The sequence below is a fragment of the Collinsella aerofaciens genome (genome assembly GCF_040915425.1).
GTDB classification, from domain to species: Bacteria; Actinomycetota; Coriobacteriia; order Coriobacteriales; family Coriobacteriaceae; genus Collinsella; species Collinsella aerofaciens_BW.
The window spans coordinates 1-21,385 of record NZ_JBCPDN010000005.1 but is presented as its reverse complement, the minus strand read 5'-3'; the positions used below and the strand labels follow the sequence as shown (position 1 = coordinate 21,385).

Annotated in this window: 23 protein-coding genes; 14 read left to right on the top strand and 9 right to left on the bottom strand. The window is 56.2% G+C overall.

Annotation, left to right across the window (positions count from 1 at the left end; genetic code table 11):
* Positions 1–10 precede the first annotated feature (10 nt).
* The 9 genes from AB5164_RS01440 to hflX all read left to right on the top strand — a co-directional run bounded on the left by AB5164_RS01440 (position 11) and on the right by hflX (position 9,585).
* On the top strand, positions 11–541 hold the full coding sequence (locus AB5164_RS01440; RefSeq protein WP_217108125.1) for a CinA family protein: 531 nt from the start codon (positions 11–13) through the stop codon (positions 539–541).
* A 257-nt stretch (positions 542–798) separates the two neighbouring features.
* Entirely contained in the window at positions 799–1,947 is a 1,149-nt protein-coding gene (recA, locus tag AB5164_RS01435) for a recombinase RecA (protein WP_022094695.1), read from the top strand.
* A gap of 11 nt (positions 1,948–1,958) precedes the next feature.
* Entirely contained in the window at positions 1,959–2,651 is a 693-nt protein-coding gene (locus AB5164_RS01430) for a regulatory protein RecX (protein ID WP_368142298.1), read from the top strand.
* Positions 2,652–2,908: 257 nt separating this feature from the next.
* Positions 2,909–4,459, top strand: coding sequence for a ribonuclease Y (gene rny / locus AB5164_RS01425; protein ID WP_117770339.1), 1,551 nt, complete (start codon positions 2,909–2,911; stop codon positions 4,457–4,459).
* 1 nt (position 4,460) lies between these two features.
* On the top strand, positions 4,461–5,546 hold the full coding sequence (locus AB5164_RS01420) for an ATP-binding protein (protein WP_006235981.1): 1,086 nt from the start codon (positions 4,461–4,463) through the stop codon (positions 5,544–5,546).
* A 74-nt stretch (positions 5,547–5,620) separates the two neighbouring features.
* A complete protein-coding gene (locus AB5164_RS01415; RefSeq protein ID WP_117564291.1) occupies positions 5,621–5,938 on the top strand; it encodes a stage V sporulation protein S in 318 nt (105 codons plus the stop codon).
* Between the two features lie 49 nt (positions 5,939–5,987).
* Positions 5,988–7,358: a tRNA (N6-isopentenyl adenosine(37)-C2)-methylthiotransferase MiaB gene (gene miaB / locus AB5164_RS01410; RefSeq protein WP_368142299.1), complete on the top strand. Its 1,371-nt coding sequence runs from the start codon at positions 5,988–5,990 to the stop codon at positions 7,356–7,358.
* Entirely contained in the window at positions 7,358–8,296 is a 939-nt protein-coding gene (gene miaA, locus AB5164_RS01405) for a tRNA (adenosine(37)-N6)-dimethylallyltransferase MiaA (RefSeq protein WP_349127513.1), read from the top strand. Before miaB ends, miaA begins: the two co-directional genes overlap by 1 nt.
* Positions 8,296–9,585 (top strand): GTPase HflX, encoded by a 1,290-nt coding sequence (gene hflX / locus AB5164_RS01400; protein ID WP_368142300.1) that lies wholly within the window; start codon positions 8,296–8,298, stop codon positions 9,583–9,585. Before miaA ends, hflX begins: the two co-directional genes overlap by 1 nt.
* On the opposite strand, the gene AB5164_RS01395 is transcribed toward hflX, so the two are convergent.
* Both AB5164_RS01395 and lexA read right to left on the bottom strand, forming a co-directional pair.
* Positions 9,570–10,274 (bottom strand): heparan-alpha-glucosaminide N-acetyltransferase, encoded by a 705-nt coding sequence (locus AB5164_RS01395; RefSeq protein ID WP_368142301.1) that lies wholly within the window; start codon positions 10,272–10,274, stop codon positions 9,570–9,572. The genes hflX and AB5164_RS01395 overlap by 16 nt on opposite strands.
* On the bottom strand, positions 10,274–10,918 hold the full coding sequence (gene lexA, locus AB5164_RS01390; RefSeq protein WP_040359862.1) for a transcriptional repressor LexA: 645 nt from the start codon (positions 10,916–10,918) through the stop codon (positions 10,274–10,276). Before lexA ends, AB5164_RS01395 begins: the two co-directional genes overlap by 1 nt.
* A 160-nt stretch (positions 10,919–11,078) precedes the next feature.
* On the opposite strand from lexA, the gene AB5164_RS01385 reads away from it, so the two are divergent.
* From AB5164_RS01385 to dut, 3 genes are read left to right on the top strand one after another with little or no spacing between them, the layout of a single operon-like run.
* On the top strand, positions 11,079–11,531 hold the full coding sequence (locus AB5164_RS01385) for a LysM peptidoglycan-binding domain-containing protein (RefSeq protein WP_368147741.1): 453 nt from the start codon (positions 11,079–11,081) through the stop codon (positions 11,529–11,531).
* A 51-nt stretch (positions 11,532–11,582) separates the two neighbouring features.
* The gene (gene nrdR, locus AB5164_RS01380) at positions 11,583–12,026 is read left to right on the top strand and encodes a transcriptional regulator NrdR (protein ID WP_022093781.1); all 444 of its coding nucleotides are present in this window, start codon (positions 11,583–11,585) and stop codon (positions 12,024–12,026) included.
* Positions 12,027–12,030: 4 nt separating this feature from the next.
* The gene (dut, locus tag AB5164_RS01375) at positions 12,031–12,474 is read left to right on the top strand and encodes a dUTP diphosphatase (protein WP_195404081.1); all 444 of its coding nucleotides are present in this window, start codon (positions 12,031–12,033) and stop codon (positions 12,472–12,474) included.
* Between the two features lie 394 nt (positions 12,475–12,868).
* Here dut and AB5164_RS01370 read toward each other — a convergent pair whose 3' ends face one another.
* Entirely contained in the window at positions 12,869–14,218 is a 1,350-nt protein-coding gene (locus tag AB5164_RS01370) for an MGDG synthase family glycosyltransferase (RefSeq protein ID WP_368142303.1), read from the bottom strand.
* A gap of 69 nt (positions 14,219–14,287) precedes the next feature.
* Between AB5164_RS01370 and AB5164_RS01365 the strand changes: the two genes are divergently transcribed.
* Together AB5164_RS01365 and AB5164_RS01360 are read left to right on the top strand one after the other, a co-directional pair.
* A complete protein-coding gene (locus AB5164_RS01365; RefSeq protein WP_195521858.1) occupies positions 14,288–15,226 on the top strand; it encodes an NAD(P)/FAD-dependent oxidoreductase in 939 nt (312 codons plus the stop codon).
* 153 nt (positions 15,227–15,379) lie between these two features.
* Positions 15,380–15,991 carry a DUF1836 domain-containing protein gene (locus tag AB5164_RS01360; RefSeq protein WP_368142304.1) on the top strand — a complete coding sequence of 204 codons (612 nt, stop codon included), beginning with the start codon at positions 15,380–15,382 and terminating at the stop codon, positions 15,989–15,991.
* 73 nt (positions 15,992–16,064) lie between these two features.
* Here the strand turns inward: AB5164_RS01360 and AB5164_RS01355 are convergent, their stop codons facing one another.
* The 6 genes from AB5164_RS01355 to AB5164_RS01330 all read right to left on the bottom strand — a co-directional run bounded on the left by AB5164_RS01355 (position 16,065) and on the right by AB5164_RS01330 (position 20,915).
* Positions 16,065–16,931: a DegV family protein gene (locus AB5164_RS01355; protein WP_195362051.1), complete on the bottom strand. Its 867-nt coding sequence runs from the start codon at positions 16,929–16,931 to the stop codon at positions 16,065–16,067.
* A gap of 165 nt (positions 16,932–17,096) precedes the next feature.
* On the bottom strand, positions 17,097–18,224 hold the full coding sequence (locus AB5164_RS01350) for a coiled-coil domain-containing protein (protein ID WP_203572376.1): 1,128 nt from the start codon (positions 18,222–18,224) through the stop codon (positions 17,097–17,099).
* Between the two features lie 32 nt (positions 18,225–18,256).
* Positions 18,257–18,787, bottom strand: a complete 531-nt coding sequence (locus tag AB5164_RS01345) for an adenine phosphoribosyltransferase (RefSeq protein WP_368142305.1) — start codon at positions 18,785–18,787, stop codon at positions 18,257–18,259.
* A gap of 40 nt (positions 18,788–18,827) precedes the next feature.
* The gene (gene ftsR / locus AB5164_RS01340) at positions 18,828–19,706 is read right to left on the bottom strand and encodes a transcriptional regulator FtsR (RefSeq protein ID WP_250787292.1); all 879 of its coding nucleotides are present in this window, start codon (positions 19,704–19,706) and stop codon (positions 18,828–18,830) included.
* Positions 19,707–19,709: 3 nt separating this feature from the next.
* A complete protein-coding gene (locus tag AB5164_RS01335; protein WP_006236002.1) occupies positions 19,710–20,144 on the bottom strand; it encodes an FHA domain-containing protein in 435 nt (144 codons plus the stop codon).
* Between the two features lie 66 nt (positions 20,145–20,210).
* The gene (locus AB5164_RS01330; RefSeq protein ID WP_040359866.1) at positions 20,211–20,915 is read right to left on the bottom strand and encodes a CDP-alcohol phosphatidyltransferase family protein; all 705 of its coding nucleotides are present in this window, start codon (positions 20,913–20,915) and stop codon (positions 20,211–20,213) included.
* Positions 20,916–21,385: the final 470 nt, after the last annotated feature.

Genomic DNA, 21,385 nt, shown 5'->3' with positions numbered 1-21,385 from the left:
CCTGGTGGGTATGACGGACTCTTTTGAGCAGATTTCCGCACATAACGAGGAGCTGGCGCGCGATATCGTCGAGCGCGCGAGCGCTCGGGGTGTGACGGTTTCGACGGCTGAGTCGCTGACGGCGGGTATGATCGCCTCGACGATTGCGGATATCCCGGGCGCCTCGGCGGTGCTGCGTGGCGGTGCGGTGACCTACTGCGATGAGATTAAGCATCGCGTGCTGGGTGTTGAGCAGGAGACGCTCGACCGCTACACCGCGGTGTCGCATCAAACTGCGCGCGAGATGGCGTCGGGTTCGCTGGAGCTGTACCAGAGCGATATTGCAGTGAGCGCAACGGGTTATGCCGGCCCCGGCGGTGGTACTGAGGACGATCCTGCTGGCACTTTCTATATTGGCTGGGCACATCGTTCCGCCGATGGGGGAGTGCCGGTCGTGGACTCTGTGCGCTGCCACTATGAGGGCGACCGTTCGTGTGTTCGTGCCCATGCGGTCACGGAGGCATTGGGTCGCATTGTCTGCGTGCTCGATTCTATGGAATAGACGTGTTTTAAGGGGCCTCCGGGCCCCTTAATTGTGGAGATGGGGACCTCAGAAGAATTTAGCGTTTGTGCTGTTCATAGGTGTATTTTTGCCTGCCTTGTTCTTATTTGGCCCTTTATGGTCAAGCATTTGGTCAGTGTTTGGTCGGCTTTTGGTTGGGTTTTGGAAAGGTCGGCTGCATATGATTTATCTGAACGGTTGACCACGAACAGCCGTTCGTTTATTATCGATGCAGGTTGTTAAGAGGAGGGCTATTCATGGCCAAGAATTCAGGTCCCGTACGTACCGTTCATGCTCGCACGACGGGTAAAGAGCGCGATGAGATGATCGCCACCACCAAGGCCGAGATCGAGAAGAAATTCGGCCAGGGTTCCATCATGAGGTACGGCGACGGTGGCCCCGAGCTCGAGGTCGAGGCCATCCCTACGGGCGCTCTGGCACTCGATGCCGCGCTGGGTATCGGCGGCGTGCCGCGTGGCCGTATCGTCGAGATTTACGGTCCTGAGTCCTCCGGTAAGACGACGCTTTCGCTCGAGATCCTGGCCGAGGCCCAGGCAATGGGTGGCGTTGTGGCATTTATCGATGCCGAGCATGCGCTCGATCCCACTTATGCCGCGCGTATCGGCGTGGATATCGACGAGGTGCTCATTTCTCAGCCCGATACGGGCGAGCAGGCGCTCGAGATTGTTGACATGCTCGTGCGTTCCGGCGCCATCGATGCCATCGTTGTTGACTCCGTCGCCGCGCTGACCCCGCGTGCCGAGATCGAGGGAGAAATCGGCGACACTACGGTCGGTCTTCAGGCTCGCCTGATGAGCCAAGCGCTCCGCAAGCTCGCCGGCTCGCTGTCTAAGTCCAACACGACGTGCATCTTCATTAACCAGCTGCGTGAGAAGATCGGCGTCATGTTCGGCAACCCCGAGACCACGACGGGCGGCCGCGCCCTTAAATTCTTCTCTTCGGTGCGTATCGACATTCGCCGTATCGATAGCATTAAGCTTAAGGACGAGGTTATCGGTAACCGCGTGCGCGCTAAGGTCGTTAAGAACAAGGTGGCAGCTCCGTTCCGTTCTGCTGAGTTCGACATTATGTACGGTACGGGCATCTCTAAGGAGGGCTCGATTCTGGACATGGCTGTCGAGTGCGGCATCTGCAAGAAGATGGGCTCCTGGTTTGCCTATGGCGAGGACAAGCTCGGCAACGGTCGCGAGGCCGCCAAGGCGTTCCTGCGCGAACACCCCGATTGCGCCGACGAGATCGAGCATAAGGTTCGCCTTGCCTGCGGACTTGAGTTTGATGACGATGCTCCGTCCGAGGTCGAGCTGACCGATCAGCCTGCGCCTGAGGAGTTTGATGAGCTTTACGCCATCGATGGTTCCGCTATGCTCGATGATGACGACGAGTAGCGGTTACGCTCATGTCGTATACGGTGACCGAGGCCACGGTCGTCTTTCCCGATAAGAAGGCGGCCTCCTCGTTCTCGAGCGGGTATGCGTCCAAAAAGCCTTGCGCACATATCGATTGTGAGCTTGAAGACGGTTTTGAGCGGTCCATTTGGATTCCCGTGCGGGTCGCGCGCCTGTATGTCAAAAACCGCCCCGATCTTCCCTGTGATTGGGACAACTTTCGTGAGGCGGTGCAGCTCATCGAGCGTAAATGTGCACTTACCATGGTGACCGAGATGTTATCGCGCCGCGACCATGCGACGGGTGAGGTCCGTGACAAGCTGGCTCGCTACGGCTTTCGCCAGCCCGCGATCGATTTCGCCGTCGAGCGCGCCACCGAGTATCGCTTTTTAGACGAGAACCGCTTTTGCTCGTACTTTATCGAGGAACGCAAGCGGCGTGGTTGGGGACAGCGTAAAATCGAGACCGAGCTCAAGCGACGTCATGTTGTGCTCGATGACATTCCCGGTTATCCCGAGGATTATTTTGCCGACGAAGACGATTTGTCGCGTGCGTCAGCCCTGCTCGCTAAGCGGCGTGTTCCAGAGACGCGCGGATTCGAAAAAATGGTTCGGTTTTTGATGGGCAAGGGCTTTTCGTATCACATCGCCGCCGATGCCGTTAAGGCACGCCTCGATGCCGAATGCGAGGAATGTGCGCTTTAGGCGTATGCGTTCTGTGGCCCTGCCGTTCACCGCGTTTTAGCCGCCGTACTGGGGCCATTTATTTGACAGTTGTTGTGGTTCAACGTACGATAAACACTGTCATTTGCTTTGTGATATGTGCTCATCTGTGATGAGTTTGTTTATATGTTTATCTGTATCCGACCCGCATAAGCTGCGCCCATATTACTCAAATGTCGCGAGCCGTTCGTAAGGACGGTTCGCTTTGTTGTGTAACGAATCCATAAAAAGGAGTGAGCATGCCTATCATCGCAGCGCTCGTTGGCATCGTTTTGGGTGCCATCGCCGCCATTGCCTACATGCGCACCGCCAAGCAGGGTAGTCTTCACGAGGCCGACGAAAAGATCCAGTCGGCACACGCACAGGCTGAGTCCCTGATCGGTGATGCTAAGCGTCAGGCCGAGACCCTCAAAAAAGAGGCTCTGCTCGAGGCTAAAGAGGAGATCATCAAGAACAAGCAGGCCGCCGAGGCCGAGGACAAGCAGCGTAAGAGCGAGATTCGTACGCTCGAGAACCGTGTGATGCAGCGCGAGGAGTCCCTCGATCGCCGAAACGACGCTCTCGACAAGCGTGAGCACCAGCTGTCCAGCCAGGCCGGTCAGGTCGAGAAGCGCTCTCGCGAGCTCGAGGAGCTCTGCGCCAAGCAGACCTCCGAGCTCGAGCGTATCGCCGACCTGACCCGCGAGGATGCCCACAAGGAGCTCCTCGATAAGGTTCGCGGCGAGGTCACCCACGAGGCCGCCACGATCATTCGCGAGTCCGAGCAGCAGGTTCGCGCCGAGTGCCACAAGACCGCCCAGGAGATTCTGTCCCTGGCGATTCAGCGCTGCGCTGCCGACCACACAGCCGAGGTCACCGTTACCTCCGTGCACATTCCCTCTGATGACCTCAAGGGCCGTATCATCGGTCGCGAGGGTCGCAACATCCGGACCTTCGAGCAGGTTTCCGGCGTCAACCTCGTGATTGACGACACGCCCGAGACCGTCGTTCTTTCGAGCTTCGACCCGGTCCGTCGTGAGACCGCCCGTGTTGCCCTCGAGAACCTCATCGCCGACGGCCGCATTCACCCCGCCCGCATCGAGGAGATGTATCACAAGGCTGCCGACCTGGTTCAGCAGCGCGTGCGCGAGGCTGGCGAGCAGGCTGCCTTCGATACCGGCATTCACGACCTGCACCCCGAGATCGTCAAGACCCTTGGTGCCCTGCGCTACCGTACCTCGTTTGGTCAGAACGTGCTTCAGCACTCCCTCGAAGTCTCTGACCTGTGCGGCGTGATGGCTTCCGAGCTTGGCCTGGACGTTGTGACCGCCAAGCGCGCCGGTCTGCTGCACGACCTGGGCAAGGCAATTGACCACGACGTCGAGGGCCCGCATGCCGTCATCGGCGCCGAGCTTGCCCGCCGTTATGGCGAGAAGCCCGTTATCGTTCATGCTATCGAGGCCCACCATGCCGATGTCGACCCTAACACGGTGCTCGATGTCCTGGTACAGGCCGCTGATGCTGTCTCTGCTTCTCGCCCCGGTGCCCGTCGCGAGTCTGCCGAGAACTACATCAAGCGTCTCGAGAAGCTCGAGGAGATCGCCAACTCCCATGAAGGCGTCGAGCGTACCTATGCCATGCAGGCTGGTCGCGAGGTCCATGTCATGGTTCAGCCGGACAAGATCTCCGATGCCCAGTCCACGGTCCTGGCTCACGATATCGCCCATCAGATTGAGGAAGAGATGGAGTATCCCGGTCAGGTGCGCGTCGTCGTGATTCGCGAGAGCCGCGCTGTCGATATCGCTAAATAACATGAGCGACGCGAACGAGCTCATCTCATTTATCGCGTCGATGTCGGGGGAGGGCAACCTTCGCGTCGAGGAGAACCTTGGCGAGGGGTATGTCCGCCTCCGTGTTTCGGAGGCCGAGCGGCGCCAGGCAAAGCACGACATTCAGCATGTCGAGGATATCGTCATCGAAATGCTCCGTAATGCTCGCGATGCCGGCGCCGACAAGGTCTATCTCGCCACGACCAAGGAAGATGGCGTCCGCACGCTTGTCTTTCTGGATAACGGTTCGGGCGTTCCGCAAGATATGCAAGAGCGAATCTTCGATGCCCGTGTTACCTCCAAGCTCGAGAGCATGAAGATGGACCGTTGGGGCGTTCACGGTCGTGGCATGGCATTGTTTTCGATCAAGCAGAACACCGACGAGGCCCGTGTGGTCACGTCCGGTGTCGATCTTGGTTCAGCCTTTAAGGTGAGCGTTGCGGCCGACCGCCTCAGCGAGCGTGCCGATCAGTCCAGCTGGCCCCAGGCCGTCAAGGATGAGGACGGACGTTATGTCTGTGCTCGCGGTCCTCATAATATTATTCGCGCTGCCTGTGAGTTTGCGCTCGAGGAGCTGCGTGGTTGCGATGTCTATCTTGGTTCTCCGTCTGAGATTGCCGCGACTCTTTATGCTCAGGCGTCAAGTCGGCTCGATACGTCTCGTCTCCTGTTTATTGATGACGAGAGCGAGCTTCCGGTTGTCGATCGTTTAGGCCTTGCCTCTGATGCCGAGGACTTTATCCGTATCTGTTCGGGTTTGGGTCTTGAGATGTCCGAGCGCACGGCCCATCGCATTTTGGCAGGGCAGATTAAGCCCGTTCGCGGTGTGACTGCGCGTCTGCTGCGCGAGCGTGACTCATCCTCGCATGCGCCGGCTCCTGTCGATCTTGCGAAAGATCGTCGCGGGCTACGTATTGCCAAGGATGACATGGCACAGTTTTCGCGCGCTGTGGAACGCGACTTTAACGACCTTGCTGCTCGGTACTATCTCAACCTTTGCGGCGACCCAAAGATTCGTGTTTCGCGTGATCGAATCACTGTGACCTTCGATCTTGCCAAAGAGGAATAGTGCCTTTACCGAGTCCACTCGGTACGATACAGTTATTGCAGTTAAAACGTACTTTTAAACGCAGGAGTTTCTTCATGGATTGCCTGAAGGTATCAAGCAAATCATCGCCCGCGTCCGTTGCCGGCGCCATCGCCGGCATGGTCAAGGATGGTGTACCCGTCAACATCCAGTGTGTCGGCGCTGGTGCTGTCAACCAGGCCATAAAGGCCGTGGCTATCGCGCGCGGTTTTTTGATTCCAACCGGGTTTGATATTTCCTGCGCGCCCGTGTTCTCCGACATCCTCATTAACGGGGAGTCGCGCACGGCCATCCGTCTTTCTATTTACGTTCACCAGATCAATCGAGCAGCTATGGATAACGTCGTCATTGATGATGTTAAGCCTGTAGCATAGCTTTTGCTTGCCTCGATTCGCCTCCCTTCCATCGTTAGGACTTATGCACATGGACCAGCGTTCCGTACGCGATATTCTTGCCGGTAAAACCTACTTTATCCGCACCTTTGGCTGCCAGATGAATCAGCACGATTCCGAGCGCGTGAGCGGTCTGCTCGATTCGTATGGTTGCCTCATGGCGCTCGATCCCGAGCATGCCGATATCGTTGTCTTCATGACATGCTGTGTGCGTGAGGCCGCCGATACTCGCCTGTACGGTCAGTGCAATTCCTGCAAAAGCCTACCTCCTTCGCCTTCGGGTAAGCGTGTGGTTGCCGTGGGCGGCTGCATCGCGCAGCGTGATGGCGAGGGCCTGCTCACCAACGTCGATAACGTCAATGTCATCTTTGGCACGCATTCTATCGCACATGTGGCCGAGCTCATTGCCGAGGCGTTCCTTGACGGCAAGCGTCATATCCGCACCAATGAGCATGAGGATACGGATGCCATGAGCATGCCATGGCATCGCGAGACCCAGTATCACGCCTGGGTGCCCATCATGACGGGCTGCAATAATTTCTGTACCTATTGCATCGTGCCGTACGTGCGCGGTCGCGAAAAAAGTCGCCCCTTCGAGGAGATTGTCGACGAGGTGACCGGTCTGGTGCGCCAGGGCGTGCGCGAGATCACGCTGTTGGGCCAAAACGTTAACTCATATGGTCGCGATCTGTTTGGCAAGCCGCGTTTTGCCGATTTGCTGCGCGCGGTGGGCGATACGGGCGTCGAGCGCATCTTCTTTACCTCTTCTCATCCTAAGGATCTGCTGCCCGAGACCATCGACGCTATGGCCGAGACGCCCGCCGTCATGCCGCAGCTTCACTTGGCCGTTCAGTCGGGCTCCACGCGCATCCTCAAAGAGATGAATCGCCGTTATACACGCGAGGACTATCTGGGCCTGGTCGATCGCATTCGCAATCGCATGCCTGATATCGCGCTCTCGACCGACATTATCGTTGGCTTCCCGGGCGAGACTGAAGAGGACTTTGAGCAGACGCTCTCACTTGCCGAGACGGTCCGCTATGCTCAGGCCTATACTTTCATCTATTCCAAGCGCGCCGGTACTCCGGCCGCCGAGATTGACGATCCTACGCCGCATGAGGTTATTCTCGAGCGTTTCAACCGCCTGGTTAAGGTTATCGAGACCACGGCACACGAGTATAACCAGCGTGAGCTTCACACTGTGGTGCCGGCGCTCATTGAGGGAACGAGTAAAAAGAACGACGCGGTCCTGCTGGGCAAGAGTCCCAAGAATCAGACCGTGCATGCGCCTATCCCCGAGGGTTACAGCATCGATCAGCTCGTTGGCAAGATCGTTGATGTTGACGTCGACGTTGCCAAGACCTGGTATTTGTCCGGCTCCGTTGTGGGCGAGCCGCGCTAATGGTTTCTCCCGGGGCAGGTCTTTCCGCCGTTGCGATCGTCGGTCCGACGGCGGTTGGTAAGAGCGATGTTGCCGACCGTTTGGCAGCTCGTCTTTCGTCCGAAGTGCTGTCGTGCGATGCGATGCAAATCTATCGCGGCATGGACATCGGTACTGCAAAGATGGCGCCCGATGAGTGTACGGCGCCGCTGCGTCTCGTCGACATTGTAGAGCCGGGTGTGGCATATTCTGCTGCGCTTTATCAGGCTGACGCTCGTGTGCATGTTGAGCGTTTGCTTGGCGAGGGCCGCCTACCGGTGTTTTGCGGGGGCACAGGCTTGTATCTCAAGGCCGCCCTGGATGAGATGGATTTTCCCTCGGGCGAGCTTGAGGACGATCGTCGCGCGGGGTATCAGGAACTTGCCGAGCGCATAGGCGAGGAAGCGCTGCACGCGCTGCTTGCCGAGCGTGACCCCGAGTCCGCTGCGGTCATCCACCCCCATAATGTTCGTCGCGTGATTCGCGCGCTCGAAATGCACGATGATGGAGTGTCCTACGCGCAGCAAAAGTCGCAGTTTAGTGTTCCGCGCGAGCATTATCATGCCCTATGGTTTGGTCTGACGCGTAATCGCGAGGTGCTCTACGAGCGCATTAACCTGCGTGTCGATCTGATGTTTGAACAGGGTCTTGTTGATGAGGTTCGCGGTCTTATGGACCAGGGTCTGGGAGATGCCCTGACTTCGATGCAGGCAATTGGCTATAAAGAGATCATCGATGCTTTCAATGGCGTGACGAGCATGGATGAGGCTCGCGAACTCATTAAGATGCGTTCGCGTCGCTATGCCAAACGTCAGCTTTCGTGGTTTAAGCGCGATGACCGTATCGTGTGGTTTGATATGGATGAATTTACGATCGATGAGGTCGTTGAGGATATCCTGCATCGTATTGAGGCTGCCTAATGGCCCGTTTTCCCCTTGTTCCCACGGCACCCGAGCCCGAGCGTGCCATATTAGTTGGTGTTGAGTGGCGCGACAATGCGTGGCCGCTCGATCGTTCGCTTGACGAGCTCGAGCGCCTGGCCCATACGGCTGGCGCCCAGTGCGTGGCGCGTTTGTCACAGCGTCTGGTCAAACCCTATCCTAAATCGTTTATCGGCTCCGGTAAGGTAGAGGAGCTTTGCGGCCTGGTTCATCGCATGGATGCCGATGTTGTTATCTTTGACGACGACCTGACGCCCTCGCAGCAATCCTATTTGGAGAAAGCCGTGGGCGAGCCGGTAAAGATTATTGATCGTACGGCACTGATCTTGGATATCTTTGGCCTTCATGCTCAGACGCGTGAGGGACGCTTACAGGTACAGCTGGCACAGCTTCAATATCTGTTGCCTCGTCTGCGTGGCATGTGGAGCCATCTCGCCAAGGAGCAGACGCGCGGCGGCATCGGCTCACGTTTTGGTCAGGGCGAAAGTCAGCTCGAGGTCGACCGTCGCCTCATTCGTAATAAGATCGCTGCGCTTCGTCGTGAGCTCAAGCAGGTTGAACAGCGTCGCGATGTTCAATCCAAGAGCCGCATTGAGTCACCGGCGTTTCGCGTCGCGTTAGCCGGTTATACCAATGCCGGTAAATCGACGTTGCTCAATCGTCTGACCGGCTCTACGGAACTTTCTCAGGACAAGCTGTTTGCTACGCTCGATCCGACGACGCGTTCGTATCGCCTGCCCGGCGGTCGCGGCATGACGATTACCGATACCGTCGGCTTTATTCAAAAGCTGCCGCATGGTCTGGTCGATGCCTTTAAATCGACGCTGTCCGAGGTGTTGGGTGCCGATCTAATTCTCAAAGTCGTAGATGCGTCTGACGAGGACTATGAGCGGCAGCTGGAGGCTGTCGACCGCGTGCTTGATGAGATCGGCGCCGGAGAGCGCCTAACGCTGACCGTATTCAATAAAATCGATCTTCTCAATAGCGTTGATCGATTAAGTTTCCGTCGTCGCTATCCGGAAGCCGTTCTGTTCTCGGCCCAAACGGGCGAGGGACTCGACGATCTCGTCGATCGCATTGCTCGCGAGGCAGCTGCCACCGATGTGTTGCTCTCCGCTGATATCCCGTATCGCGAGGGCGCTCTCATCACGCTGGTGCATGAGCAGGGAACCCTTCTGCATGAGGAATATCTCGAGGACGGCGTTCGCATTGTGGCGAAACTGCCGGCTCGTATTGCACCGCGGCTTGAGCGTTATCGTACCGAGTAGATGAGCTCCAAAATGCCCAGAATGATGGGCTGATGCAGCAGATAAAAGGGGAGTGCATGGCGTCCAAGGCTGGCGAGCGCCGGGATGGGATTGGCGTAGGTCCATTCTGGCGCTTCGAGGCTTGATGCTTGTGCTACCTGGGCAGCAAAATAGCCGGTAAGGTACATAAAGACAAACGGAATGAGCGGATAGTAGTCTCCCGAAACAAAACCCGGGCCCGGAAATCCTAGCCATGCCAGGTAGGGGAGTGGGTAGACCGCTTTTGGAATGCCCCAGGTTAGGGCAAAAAGAACAAGGCACGCCGCGATGCCCCACGAGCCCGGTAATTTTTGGAGTAGCGGACGGGTGAGTGCAACCACCGCCGTGCACGCCGCCATGCAATAAATGATGCCAAAGTTCACTGAATCGTCGACCGATACGAGCGTTGTTGCGATCCAGACGACCAAAGCTGCGGCAGCGTACTTGGCCGCTCGTTTAACATTGTTGCGTGAGAGCGTGCACATCCAACCCGCGATAAACAAAAATACCCAGCTGATGCTGGCGCGCCAGATATCTTGAAAGACAGTCTGGGTAAACCATGGCATATCCCAGTCGTACAGGTACGCGAGATCGTAGCAAGCGTGAAAACCTGCCATTGAAATCATCGTAAACCCGCGGACGGTATCAAAGATGGTGATGCGTTTTTGCATTACGAGAACCGGCGCATCAAGCCGACGACTTTGCCCAAAATAACGGGATTTGTTGCATAGATAGGCTCCATGGTGTCATTCTCGGGCTGCAGGCGTACGCGTCCCTGCTCCTTGTAGAACGTCTTGACGGTCGCTGAACCATCAATCATGGCCACGACAATTTCGCCGTTCATGGCACTCTTTTGTTCACGGACGATGATGTAATCGCCATTGAAGATGCCGACATTGATCATTGAGCTCCCATGCACCTCAAGGATAAAGGAACCCTGATCAGTGGCGATTTCGGTCGGGATAGTAAAAGTGTCTTCGATATTCTGCTCGGCCAGAATGGGAATCCCAGCCGCGACGCGACCAACGAGCGGTAGCGAGACCGTTCCGCGAGGTGCGGTGGGCTCGTCAGATTTAGAAATTGAGACAGAGGAACCGTCCTCGTTAAAGAGTTCCAGGGCGCGCGGTTTGGTGGCATCGCGCTTGAGTAGCCCGCGCGCCTCCAGGGCAGATAGATGGGCGTGCACGGTGCTGGGGGAGGAAAGGCCCACGGCAGAAGCCATCTCGCGCACGCTGGGCGGATAACCCTTCTCCTGCTGATATTCCTTGATGAAGTCGTAAATTTGCTGCTGACGCTTGGTAATTTTGCGAGCCATCAGGGCATCCTCTCTACCCATGTCAAACAAATGTTCGAATTTTGCTTGACAGGAACAACTGTTCGAAGATAATAATAACCGAACATTCGTTCTCGCGCTAGACATTTTTGTCCGCGCGGCTTGATAAAACTGTTCTCAGCAAAACACGCGAGAGGAGAACATGATGAACGCAACGAATATGGTCCAGGGAAACCTCGCCCTTAAGCTCGAGACGCCTGCAGAACCCACTTTTACGGTTGTTCAGGGTGGCCGCTCCGGCTTTCAGCCTTTGACCGTAAAGCCTGCTCGCAATCAGCAGGCTGTAGTTGCGCCGGCTCGCGTTGCCCTGAAGGTTCCGACGATTGTCGCCGTTGCCGTTGCGCTTACGCTCTTCTTTGTCCTCGCTATGTCGGTCTTTAGCGCTCGTCACGCCGCGTATGCCGAGTCCGTTTCCAACGTTACCTACGAGACTATTCGCGTTCAGCCTGGTGATTCTCTTTGGTCGCTTGCCGAGGAATATCCTATCGAAGGCCTTTCCACGCAAGAGACTTCCGACATGATCCGTAACGTCAATCATCTGGAGCATGGTTCGCTCGCCGCCGGTGCGCATCTTAAGGTTCCTGCTCGTTCGTAATCATTATCGCGCTGCGCATGGTACCCTTGTTATCGTTTAAGAGGAGGTACCATGCGCTGTCCCAAATGTGGCAAGGCACATACCCGCGTCGTTGATTCCCGTATGCAGGAGTCAAATAACACCATTAAGCGCCGTCGCGAATGTTGTTCGTGTAACTATCGCTTTACAACGTTTGAGCGATGCGAAGACCCAATCGAGGTCATTAAGTCAGACGGAACCAAGCAGCGGTTCGATCGCAATAAGCTGCTCGTCGGCTTGATGCGCGCCACCATCAAGCGTGATATCGATACTAAGAAGCTCAATGAGATTATCGACGACATCGAGGTCGAGCTGCGCTCTCGCACGCTGACGGCCGTCACGTCCCATGAGTTGGGTGACATGGTGCTCAAGCGCTTGGCCAAGATCGACAAGGTGGCCTACATCCGCTTTGCCTCGGTCTACCGCGATTTCAAAGACGTCGATGAGTTTCTGCAAGAGCTCGACAAGCTAAGGTGATTCCATGTCCAACATTACCGTCAACATAAAGCGTCTCGACCCCACCGTCGAGCTTCCCAAATACGCCCATCCCACCGATGCCGGCTTGGATTTGCGCTCCAACGAGGACTGCGTCCTGAAGCCCTTCGAACGTCGTCTGGTCTCTACTGGGCTGGCCATCGCCTTGCCCGATGGCTACGCCGGCTTCGTCCAGCCCCGCAGCGGCTTGGCCATCAAGCAGGGCCTGTCTATAGTTAACACGCCGGGCCTCATCGACGCCCACTACCGAGGAGAACTCAAGGTTATCCTCATCAACCTGGACCCCTCCAACAACATCCAAATCAACAAAGGCGACCGCATAGCCCAACTCGTCATCCAAGAAGTCCCCACGGTCAACCTCATAGAGGTAGACGAACTAGACAAAACCGACCGAGGCAACGGAGGCTTCGGCTCCAGCGGCGTCGCCTAGGGGTACTCGTATCCCTCCCGCCCGGGGCTTACCTATATCATTCCATGCTCAAACATTCTCGCGTCGCTTCGCTCGCTGCGAAACTGCGCGTGGAACGATATAGGTAAGCCCCGGGCGGGCGGCTACTCGCTTGAAACAATAATTACTTTTCTAGTAAGTCGATGCGATAAAGGGACGCCTCCTTTGTCGCATCGACTTACTGTATTTATATTTTCTGGTTCCCCTTTTCAGATTCTACTGGTGGGGAATCTGGTATAGCCGCTAGTACGTTAACGCAGCTTACCTGTGGGAGGCCCCTATATATCGTTCCACGCGCAGTTTCGCAGCGCAGCGAGAATGTTTGAGCATGGGATGATATATAGGGGCCTCCCACAGGTAAGCGGACAGTCCAATGCTAGCGGATATGCGCGGGTTTTCCGCCCCAGTAGAAGCGGCAGAAGGCTCGTTTGCGCTTTTGGGGTTTGCCTACGAGCTCCATGGTTGCGATGGCTATATCTTCGGCTGCGTGGGGGCGGCGTAGTACTTCGCCGTTGATGAGTAGGGCTTTGAGTGATTCGGGATGATCGTGCAGATGGCGCAGGGTTACGATGAGTTCTCGTGCGGTGGTGACATGCATGCTGGCGCCCATTCCGGTGAGCATGGTGGTGTTGGCCTTTTCTTGACCATATGATTTGCCCAGCAGGATCATCGGCAGATGCGCGCATAGGCATTCGGTGACGGTGAGTCCGCCCGATTTGAGGATTGCCAGGTCGCAGCCGTGCATGAGGGCTGCCATATCGTCCACGTAGTCCAGAACCGTGACGTTTTCGAGCTTCATGGCGTCGAAGAGCGTCTTGAGGCGGGTGGCGTATTCCTCATCCTTGCCCGGCAAAAAGACAAAGTGCATGTCCTCGAAGCTGCGCAGGAAGGGGAGTGTGCGGTCCATCTCCGCGCGAAAGCGAACGTACGGTTGAGGCAAACTGGCACCGGCCATCACCAACACAACGGTCTTGTCAGCGGGGAGATTGAACTTCTCGAGTTCTTCCTCGCGATTGTAGTCCGTATCAAACCCGGCGCGAATGGGGATGCCTGTAATGCGGATTTTGGTCTCGGGAACTTTACGGGGGCGAAGTGTCTCGGCCATAAATTCGTTGGCTACGCAGAACAGATCGGTGTCCTTGTGGGGCCAAAAGCCTTCGACTTCATAGTCTGTTGGTACGCAGATGACGGGATAATCGATACCCGTGATGACGCGGGCACCCACAGCGACGTTGGCCGCCGTGATGTGTGTTGCGACCACGGCTATGGGCCTGCGGGTGCGGACATATTCGTTGAAGGCAGGGAACATAATACGTGACCATGCCGTGCCTCCGCCCCAGAGCAGATGTCCCGTAAACGTGTATCGCCAGGTTAGGTCATATATGGGACGCGTGGCGCCGGTAAACGAAGCTGCTGTTTTATTACCATCGAACCTAATACGTCCAAAATCGAGGATATCCAGGACTTCGATCTCAACATCCTCAGGGATTCCCTTGGTGCCGCTGATAAGGTCAAATGCTTGTGCAATCGCGTTGGCGGCGGCTTTGTGGCCCGATCCAACCGATGCGTGCACGATGGTTACTAGGGGTTTTTGTGCAGGTGAAACGGTCATTTGCTCCGGTTGGGGAGTAGCTTGCATGGGCAGGGGAGCGCTATTGCTCGTCTGCATTTGATCCATCGATAACTCCCCTTCAGCTTTGTTACGCGATTTATCATTGTAGTGCATGAGTGTCATGTTCACGTAAATTTGGGTATGAGCGCAAAGAACGCCAATCTTTCGACAGGAGGTCTCTTCATGACTACCCATCAGCCGATCGATGTTGCTATTATCGGCGGCGGCCCTGCGGGCTATGCTGCAGCCATTTACGCGGCGCGCGCCAACCTAACGACGACCGTGATTGAGCAGGGCATGTCGGGAGGACAGATCGCCACAACCAATGAGGTCGAGAACTATCCGGGCATTCCGCTACTGAGCGGCGCTGAACTCGGTGAGCGATTCCAACAACATGCAGAAGGCCTAGGGGCTCAGGTTGAATGGAGCATGGTGACGGGTGTCGATTACGATGCCGGCTCCAAATTGTTTACCGTTCATCACGATGTTGGTGATACGACGGCTAGGAGTGTTATCGCTTGCATGGGTGCCACGCCGCGTCCGGCAGGTTTCGCTGGCGAGGATACGTATCGCGGTCGTGGCGTTTCGTATTGCGCGACGTGTGACGGCATGTTCTTCCGTGGCAAACAGGTCTTTGTAATCGGTGGTGGCAATTCGGCATGCGAGGAAGCTCTGTTCTTGTCAGAAATCGCCAGCAGCGTGACCATCGTTTTGCGCCGCGATCAGTTCCGTGCCCCCGATGGTGTGGTTCAAAAAGTTCTTGCAAAAGATAATATTTCAGTTAGGTACCAAACTAGTATTGTGGAGCTCTCGGGCGAAGCCATGCCAACGACGATTACCTTTAAGGACAATGCATCCGGTGAGACTCATACCGATTCATTTGAGCCCGGCTCGTTTGGTATCTTTGTCTTTACCGGGACGCAACCCCATACCGAGCTTGTTGAGCATCTAGTCGATCTGGCGCCTGATGGCGGCATTCTGACTGATGAATCCATGGCGACCCGCACGCCAGGTCTATTTGCCGCTGGCGACATCCGTTCCAAGCTTTTACGTCAGGTTGTGACCGCCGTTTCTGATGGAGCCATAGCGGCAACCAGAGCATACGCATTTCTCCACGGATAAGTACGATAATATATCTTATGTAATGTTGTTATCAATTTACTAAGTGGCGGGACGATGTATCAGTGCTCCGTCCCGCCAATTTTCTTGCCGGCTATGTGGTATGCAAAACTAGATTACGTAGAATACAATATAAAAAATGAACGGAGGACCTTTATGAATCACGTTAAACACGTTATTCCGATGTCTGATTCGTCGGTCAGCATTAAGCCTGAGGATATTCAGCCCACTGTGCTGCCCGATGCATTTATTCAGTCCGATATCGTGCGCAAACTCAATACGTTGAGTCTGCCGCGCTATGACCAGTTGCCAAATGTGACGCTCTACCGCGACCAGGTCATTGAGTATGTTGCGCTGTGGATGGAGCCGCTGTCCATTTGCGTTGAGCAACCCATCATTACGCCATCGATGATCAATAACTACGTAAAGGTCGGCCTAGTGCCTGCTCCGGTCAAAAAGCAATATGGCCGCGAGCAGATTGCCCGCCTGATCGCTATCTGCATCTTTAAACAGGTGCTACCTATTGCTGCTGTGCAGGCACTCTTTAACATTCAGCGTTTGAGCTACGATGCCCCGACGGCCTTCGATTATGTGGTCGATCAGCTCGAGGCATCGATTCGTTCGGCGTTTTCCGTCGAGCAGACGCCGGTTCCCGATACGGCGCATCAGGTAACGCGTGAGTCGCTGCTTGTGCGCAGCGCGGTATCGTCCTTCGTTTCGAAGGCGTACCTGATGAGCTATCTCAAGTTCAACGGGTTTAATAGCTAGTCGACGTATAAAACGGGCGGGATAAAGAGGCATCTGTCGCTTTATCCCGCCCGTATTTTTGCTTGGTTGGACTTTATTTGCCCGAAGCTACGCCCATGCCGTAGCCGATGATTAGGCCGTGCATCTCGGCGTAATAGGAATCCAGGCCGTTGCAGGGCATGATGATGGTCTTGGAGCCGGGCCAATGCTCGACTATGCGGTCAGTAAGCGCCTGTGCTCCAGCTTCGTTCTCAACGTGATCGATGATGACCTCGCCGCCCGTAAAACCCTCGGCTTCCATGGTGTCGATGATCTTGTTGAGCATCTTCTTTTCGCCACGCGTGTGCCCGACGAGTTCGATTTTACCGGCCTCGCTCGCCGTGCCCAAAATGCGGATATTGAGCTTGTTGGCAATGACGCCGGCTGCCTTAGGGATACGTCCGGCTTTGGCCAGGTTTTCGTAATTGCACAAGCTGAAGAGGATTTTGCTGTTCTGCTCAAGGCTATCGAAGTATGCGCAAGCGTCCTCGAATGAGACATCCGGATTGCTTGCAAGATAGCGGTCGAACAGCAAGAAAATGAGGTCCATTTTGCCGCCAGCTGCGCGCGAATTGACTAGATGAATCTGCCGGTCGGGCTCCTCGGCAAGAACCATATCGCGAGCCGTGGCTGCTGCGTTGTAGCTGCCCGACACGCCCTCAGAGATCGGCATGCAGATGGTCTTGTCTGCCAATTTGAAGAGCTCGGCCCACTCCCCTACGCTGGGACAAGCGCTCGAAGAAGCGTTCGTCTCCGCCTGAACAGCGCAGTTGAGTTCATGAACATCGAGTGAAAGGTCATCGACGAATTCACGCTCCCCCACTCGAATTTTGAGGGGCGCAAATGCAAAGGTGGTATGGGGCGCAGTCGGTTGCCAATCGCGGAGGTTACAGCTTGAATCGGAGATAAGTGCCCAGCTCATAGAGGGTCCTTTCTAATTGTTCCTCAACAATTATAGCCATCTTGCAAACTGAATATGCGGCTATCTAGTTTTGAATACTAGATAGCCGCACAATATTAGAGAAAAACGAATGGACCTCGCGACTTAAAGCCACGAGGTCCACATTCACACGCTGTGTAAGATGACTTAGTAACGCACGAAGATGTAGTTATTGTTCATGCCGGCGGCAACAGAGCTGATGATAACACCCGTGTTGTAGTCGGAAGCATGAATCATCTGACCACCACCGATGTAAATGCCGGTGTGGTACGAGTTGACCACAACGTCACCGGGCTGCGGATCGGACACACGCGTCCAGCCCATAAAGGTACCCGTGGTGCCCAGGCGGCAATAGCGACCAGTGAGGCAATAGCTAACAAAACCAGAGCAGTCGAAGCTGTTCGGGCCAATTCCGCCCCAGGAATAAGCGCAACCAAGCTTACTGTATGCACGCGATACAACAGAACCGCCGTCGACGGACTGGCTCGGAGCAGAAGGCGTCGGAGCCGGAGCAGGTGTGGAGGGCTGCGGCGTCGGAGCAGGTGCCGGCGTAGGAGCCGGAGTGTTGCCGCCCTGGTTGTTGTTATTGCTGGTCTGGCCACCGTTGTTGGTCTTCTCGGTCGTACCGGCAGTCTCGTTGCTCACCGTGGCCTTCTCGGCGGTGCTGGCGTTGATGCCGGCCTGCAGCGCGGCGTTGGCCTCGGCCTCTGCGGCAAGCTCGGCTTGCAGCTGCGAATCCAGGGAGTTTACGACGTTCTGGGCTTCAGCCTGCTGGGCGTTAAGCTCGTCAACCTTCTTTTGCGTGGTGGCGACGTTCTTCTCCTGCTCGGCCTGCTTATCGGTGAGCTGCTGCTTAAGCTCTTTGACCTCTTGAATGGTCTGAGCTTGCTTATCGGAAACTTTGCCGTAGTAGAACAAACGGTTGAGCATATCGCTCAGATCATCGACACCCGTCAGAACCTGAAGCAGGCTCAGACCGCCGGTTTTGTACTCGCCGGCGACATAGGTCGAGAGTTTGGCCTGACCATCGGCGATCTCCTGCTGCTTTTGCGTGATCTCGCCAGCAGTCTGATCGAGTGCCTGCGTCTGCGTGGCGAGCTCATCGTAAATCTGCTGGGTTTGGGTACCGATCTGCTCGAGCTTCGTACGAGCAGCGGCAAGGTCGGATGCGGTATCGGCGTAGGCAGGAGCCGCGAGGCCCAAGCCCAAAACACAAGCGAGGGTTGCCGTAGCAGCGCAGCGTGCCATGTTTTTGTGCGTGTTTGCTGTGCGCATGTAGCTTCCTTTCCAGTAACTAAGGGTAACGGCTAGTCCACCGTCACCAGGCTAAAGAGCTCCACATCGTCATCAGACGGCGTGAGCTTCTCGCGCGGGTTGAGAAACGCAAGCTCAAGGATACAACCGTAACCGACAAGCTTTGCGCCCATATCTCGCACCAGTTTACCTGTTGCCTCGACGGTTCCGCCCGTCGCGGCCAAGTCGTCCAGAATCAACACGGTATCTTTAGAGCTGATAGCGTCGGCATGGATCTCAATTGAATCGGTGCCGTACTCGAGCTCGTAGCTCTGGCTCACGGTCTCGCGCGGCAGCTTACCCGGTTTACGTGCGGGAACAAAGCCGGCGCCAAGGGCTACAGCCACCGGTACGCCAACCATAAAGCCTCGAGCCTCTGGGCCCACGACCTTGGTGATTCCCATGCCGGCAAAGTGCTCGGCGAGGGCATCGGTCATGGCTTTGAGCGCCTCGGGATTGCCGAAGAGCGGCGTGATGTCTTTAAAGATGACTCCGGGCTCGGGATAGTCGGGGATGTCGACGATTTGAGATTCGAAGTCGTACATTGCATGACCTTTCAATGGGTTGCCGGATAAGCGGCAGCTGTTACTTGCCCGCGGTGACGGTGCCGGATTGCGAAGGGGCGACGACCTTGAGCGGCTTTACGAGAGAATCCTCGTGCGAAGCCGGCGCGGCTGTCTCTTCGTTTTTGGCCTTGGTGGACTCGGAACGAGTGATTTCCTCATCGAGTGCATCGATGTCGGCGTCTTCGACCACGGCGTTGAGCGACTCAAAAACGCGGTTCTTGAGCAGCGCAGTGTGCACACCTTCTGTCAGGTCGTGAAGCTTCTTAAACGCACGCTCGAGCTTGGCGTCGCGCTCGTCATCGGAGGTATCCATTCCGAGCATGCTCACAAGCACCTGCTCAAACATCGAGGACTCGCGGTTGGCGGAAGACACGTACTGACGCAGGTTGCGCGGCTCGATATGGAAGCGCGACAGCTCGGAGCAGTAGCGGATGATCGGAAAATCGCGACCATCGACAAGCTCGCGATTCTGCGGACTCTTGATGATGCGAATGAGGTCGTTCTCGGCGAGCGAGCGGATAAACGAAATTTCGACGCCCAACATATCGGGAATGGTCTCGATGGGATGCAGCTTTTGCTTAGTCTCCTTGGGCTCCGTCTTGAGCGGAACATCGGATAGCAAGCCCACCTCGTAGGCGAGCGTTGACAGGTCCGTGGCGTTTTCCAAGCGCTGCTTAATCACGTTGAGCGGCATGTAGCGGGTCTTCTGCAAGTGCAGGATGACCTCCAGACGATCAACGTCCTCCTTAGAGTACTGACGGTATCCCTTAGGCGTACGATGAGGGGTAATGAGCCCCTCATCCTCTAGAAATCTAATTTTTGAGTTCGAAAGATCGGGGTATGCGCCTCGAAGTAGGTTGACGACTTGGCCGATACTCAGATAGTTGCGTTCGGCCATGCCCTACTCACCGGTTTCGATGCGCTCCGGCGTGCTCTCGTGGTAGATGAGCGTAAACGTACCGATCTGAACGGAAGAACCGTCGTGCAGCGGGGCTGCATTGACAATGGCACCGTCGACCCAGGTACCATTGAGCGAGCCCAGGTCCTCGATGCGAGCGCCGAGGCCCTCGCGTATAATGCGCGCGTGGCTGCGCGAAACGGTCATGTCATTAAGGAAGATGCCGTTCGCGGGATCGCGGCCGATGGTGGTCACGTCGTCCTCGAGCTCAAAGGCGGCACCAGTCTGCGGACCCTTGACGATGGACAGGACGGGGGCGGTGATGCGCACGTTGGCCATGAGGTCGGGAACGGTGACGTCGCTTGAAGGCACGCGGAATACGCAGGTAGCGTCAGCAGTCTTATCATTCTGAGGCATATTGTTAACCATGTTGTCCATGACAACCCCTAACTTATCGCGGACGTGCCGCAAATAATGAACCGTACGTAATCATACCCCAACGAATCAGTCTTCGATTTCAGGGTTCAGAAAGTCGATGTCCTCGTCCTCGGGATGCGCGAGAGCCTGTTTAATGGCCACTCCGCCCTTAATGGAGTAGATGACAGCCGTGAGCATGGAGAAGATCACGCCGCCGTACACAAAGAAGATGCCGAGGGGCACCGAGCTTCCGTTGAGGCCCGGGAAGGCCGTAAGGGTTGAAGATAAAAGGTGCAGGCCGTCAATAACGGGGAAACCGAGCAGCATGAGTGAGAAGCCGGTCATGAGCAGCGCCGTGGCAATCTTTCCGGGAAAGACCACATCGATGGGGCGACGGTGATAATGACGCACGATAAGCGTGCCGATGCCCAGATAGATGTCGCGGCCAATAATGAGTACGCAGACCCAGATGGGCAGCTCTCCGCGGACCACCAGTCCAAGTACGCCGGTGAACAGCAGCGCACGGTCGCAAATGGGATCCATGACCTTGCCGAGCCACGAGACCGTCTTAGTCATGCGGGCGATCTGACCGTCCATCCAGTCGGTGGAGGCGGCAACGGCGTAGATAACGATGGCGATGACACGGTTGTTATCCGTCACAAACAGGTACAGAAATACCAGGGTGAGGATCAGGCGCGTAAAGGTGATGAAATTGGAGATCGTAAAGATCTTATTCGACGGGTAATCGGAAGTGCCGATAAGCTCCTTTTTGATCTTCTTTTTGATGCCCACAGGACTCCCCCGCTGGTTAACGACAAAACTTTCGATACTATACCCGTTCCGGCGATGTCTATCCAGCGCAGCCATAGAGAGTCCAGACATGTGGAGGGCGCCTCTGGGCTGCGCTGGATTCTGCATTTGTGTACATCAGCCTCCAAAAGCGACATTTTTCGGCATCTTTGGTGGCTGGTGTACACGTTTTGATTCGGTGATTACATCGATCGGGAAAGTTGTTGCTTTAAGCAAATGCGTACGGGTCGAGAAGGGCTGGCACCAAAAGAGCCCAACGGCCGTTACGGCTTCGTTAGAAACGCGCCCCATCATGGATGGTGAACCCGAAAGGTAAGGCGCGCGGGCACGGCGACTCGGCCCGCGCGCCCGGAAGAGAAAGGATAAGCCCATGGATTACATGCTCGAGACGCGCGGGCTCACCAAGCGCTTCGGCCGCGGCGACCAGGCGCAGGACGCCGTGGCCGACGTGA

What these genes read in the sequence shown, in the direction of transcription:
- AB5164_RS01420 (WP_006235981.1), top strand. Translation starts at nt 4,461, where the DNA reads ATGAGCGACGCGAACGAGCTCATCTCATTTATCGCGTCGATGTCGGGG.
- AB5164_RS01430 (WP_368142298.1), top strand. Translation starts at nt 1,959, where the DNA reads ATGTCGTATACGGTGACCGAGGCCACGGTCGTCTTTCCCGATAAGAAG.
- AB5164_RS01385 (WP_368147741.1), top strand. Translation starts at nt 11,079, where the DNA reads ATGATGAACGCAACGAATATGGTCCAGGGAAACCTCGCCCTTAAGCTC.
- AB5164_RS01365 (WP_195521858.1), top strand. Translation starts at nt 14,288, where the DNA reads ATGACTACCCATCAGCCGATCGATGTTGCTATTATCGGCGGCGGCCCT.
- AB5164_RS01440 (WP_217108125.1), top strand. Translation starts at nt 11, where the DNA reads ATGACGGACTCTTTTGAGCAGATTTCCGCACATAACGAGGAGCTGGCG.
- AB5164_RS01345 (WP_368142305.1), bottom strand. Translation starts at nt 18,787, where the DNA reads ATGTACGACTTCGAATCTCAAATCGTCGACATCCCCGACTATCCCGAG.
- AB5164_RS01350 (WP_203572376.1), bottom strand. Translation starts at nt 18,224, where the DNA reads ATGCGCACAGCAAACACGCACAAAAACATGGCACGCTGCGCTGCTACG.
- dut (WP_195404081.1), top strand. Translation starts at nt 12,031, where the DNA reads ATGTCCAACATTACCGTCAACATAAAGCGTCTCGACCCCACCGTCGAG.
- lexA (WP_040359862.1), bottom strand. Translation starts at nt 10,918, where the DNA reads ATGGCTCGCAAAATTACCAAGCGTCAGCAGCAAATTTACGACTTCATC.
- hflX (WP_368142300.1), top strand. Translation starts at nt 8,296, where the DNA reads ATGGCCCGTTTTCCCCTTGTTCCCACGGCACCCGAGCCCGAGCGTGCC.
- rny (WP_117770339.1), top strand. Translation starts at nt 2,909, where the DNA reads ATGCCTATCATCGCAGCGCTCGTTGGCATCGTTTTGGGTGCCATCGCC.
- recA (WP_022094695.1), top strand. Translation starts at nt 799, where the DNA reads ATGGCCAAGAATTCAGGTCCCGTACGTACCGTTCATGCTCGCACGACG.
- miaB (WP_368142299.1), top strand. Translation starts at nt 5,988, where the DNA reads ATGGACCAGCGTTCCGTACGCGATATTCTTGCCGGTAAAACCTACTTT.
- AB5164_RS01360 (WP_368142304.1), top strand. Translation starts at nt 15,380, where the DNA reads ATGAATCACGTTAAACACGTTATTCCGATGTCTGATTCGTCGGTCAGC.
- miaA (WP_349127513.1), top strand. Translation starts at nt 7,358, where the DNA reads ATGGTTTCTCCCGGGGCAGGTCTTTCCGCCGTTGCGATCGTCGGTCCG.
- AB5164_RS01335 (WP_006236002.1), bottom strand. Translation starts at nt 20,144, where the DNA reads ATGGACAACATGGTTAACAATATGCCTCAGAATGATAAGACTGCTGAC.
- AB5164_RS01370 (WP_368142303.1), bottom strand. Translation starts at nt 14,218, where the DNA reads ATGCACTACAATGATAAATCGCGTAACAAAGCTGAAGGGGAGTTATCG.
- nrdR (WP_022093781.1), top strand. Translation starts at nt 11,583, where the DNA reads ATGCGCTGTCCCAAATGTGGCAAGGCACATACCCGCGTCGTTGATTCC.
- AB5164_RS01415 (WP_117564291.1), top strand. Translation starts at nt 5,621, where the DNA reads ATGGATTGCCTGAAGGTATCAAGCAAATCATCGCCCGCGTCCGTTGCC.
- AB5164_RS01355 (WP_195362051.1), bottom strand. Translation starts at nt 16,931, where the DNA reads ATGAGCTGGGCACTTATCTCCGATTCAAGCTGTAACCTCCGCGATTGG.
- ftsR (WP_250787292.1), bottom strand. Translation starts at nt 19,706, where the DNA reads ATGGCCGAACGCAACTATCTGAGTATCGGCCAAGTCGTCAACCTACTT.
- AB5164_RS01395 (WP_368142301.1), bottom strand. Translation starts at nt 10,274, where the DNA reads ATGCAAAAACGCATCACCATCTTTGATACCGTCCGCGGGTTTACGATG.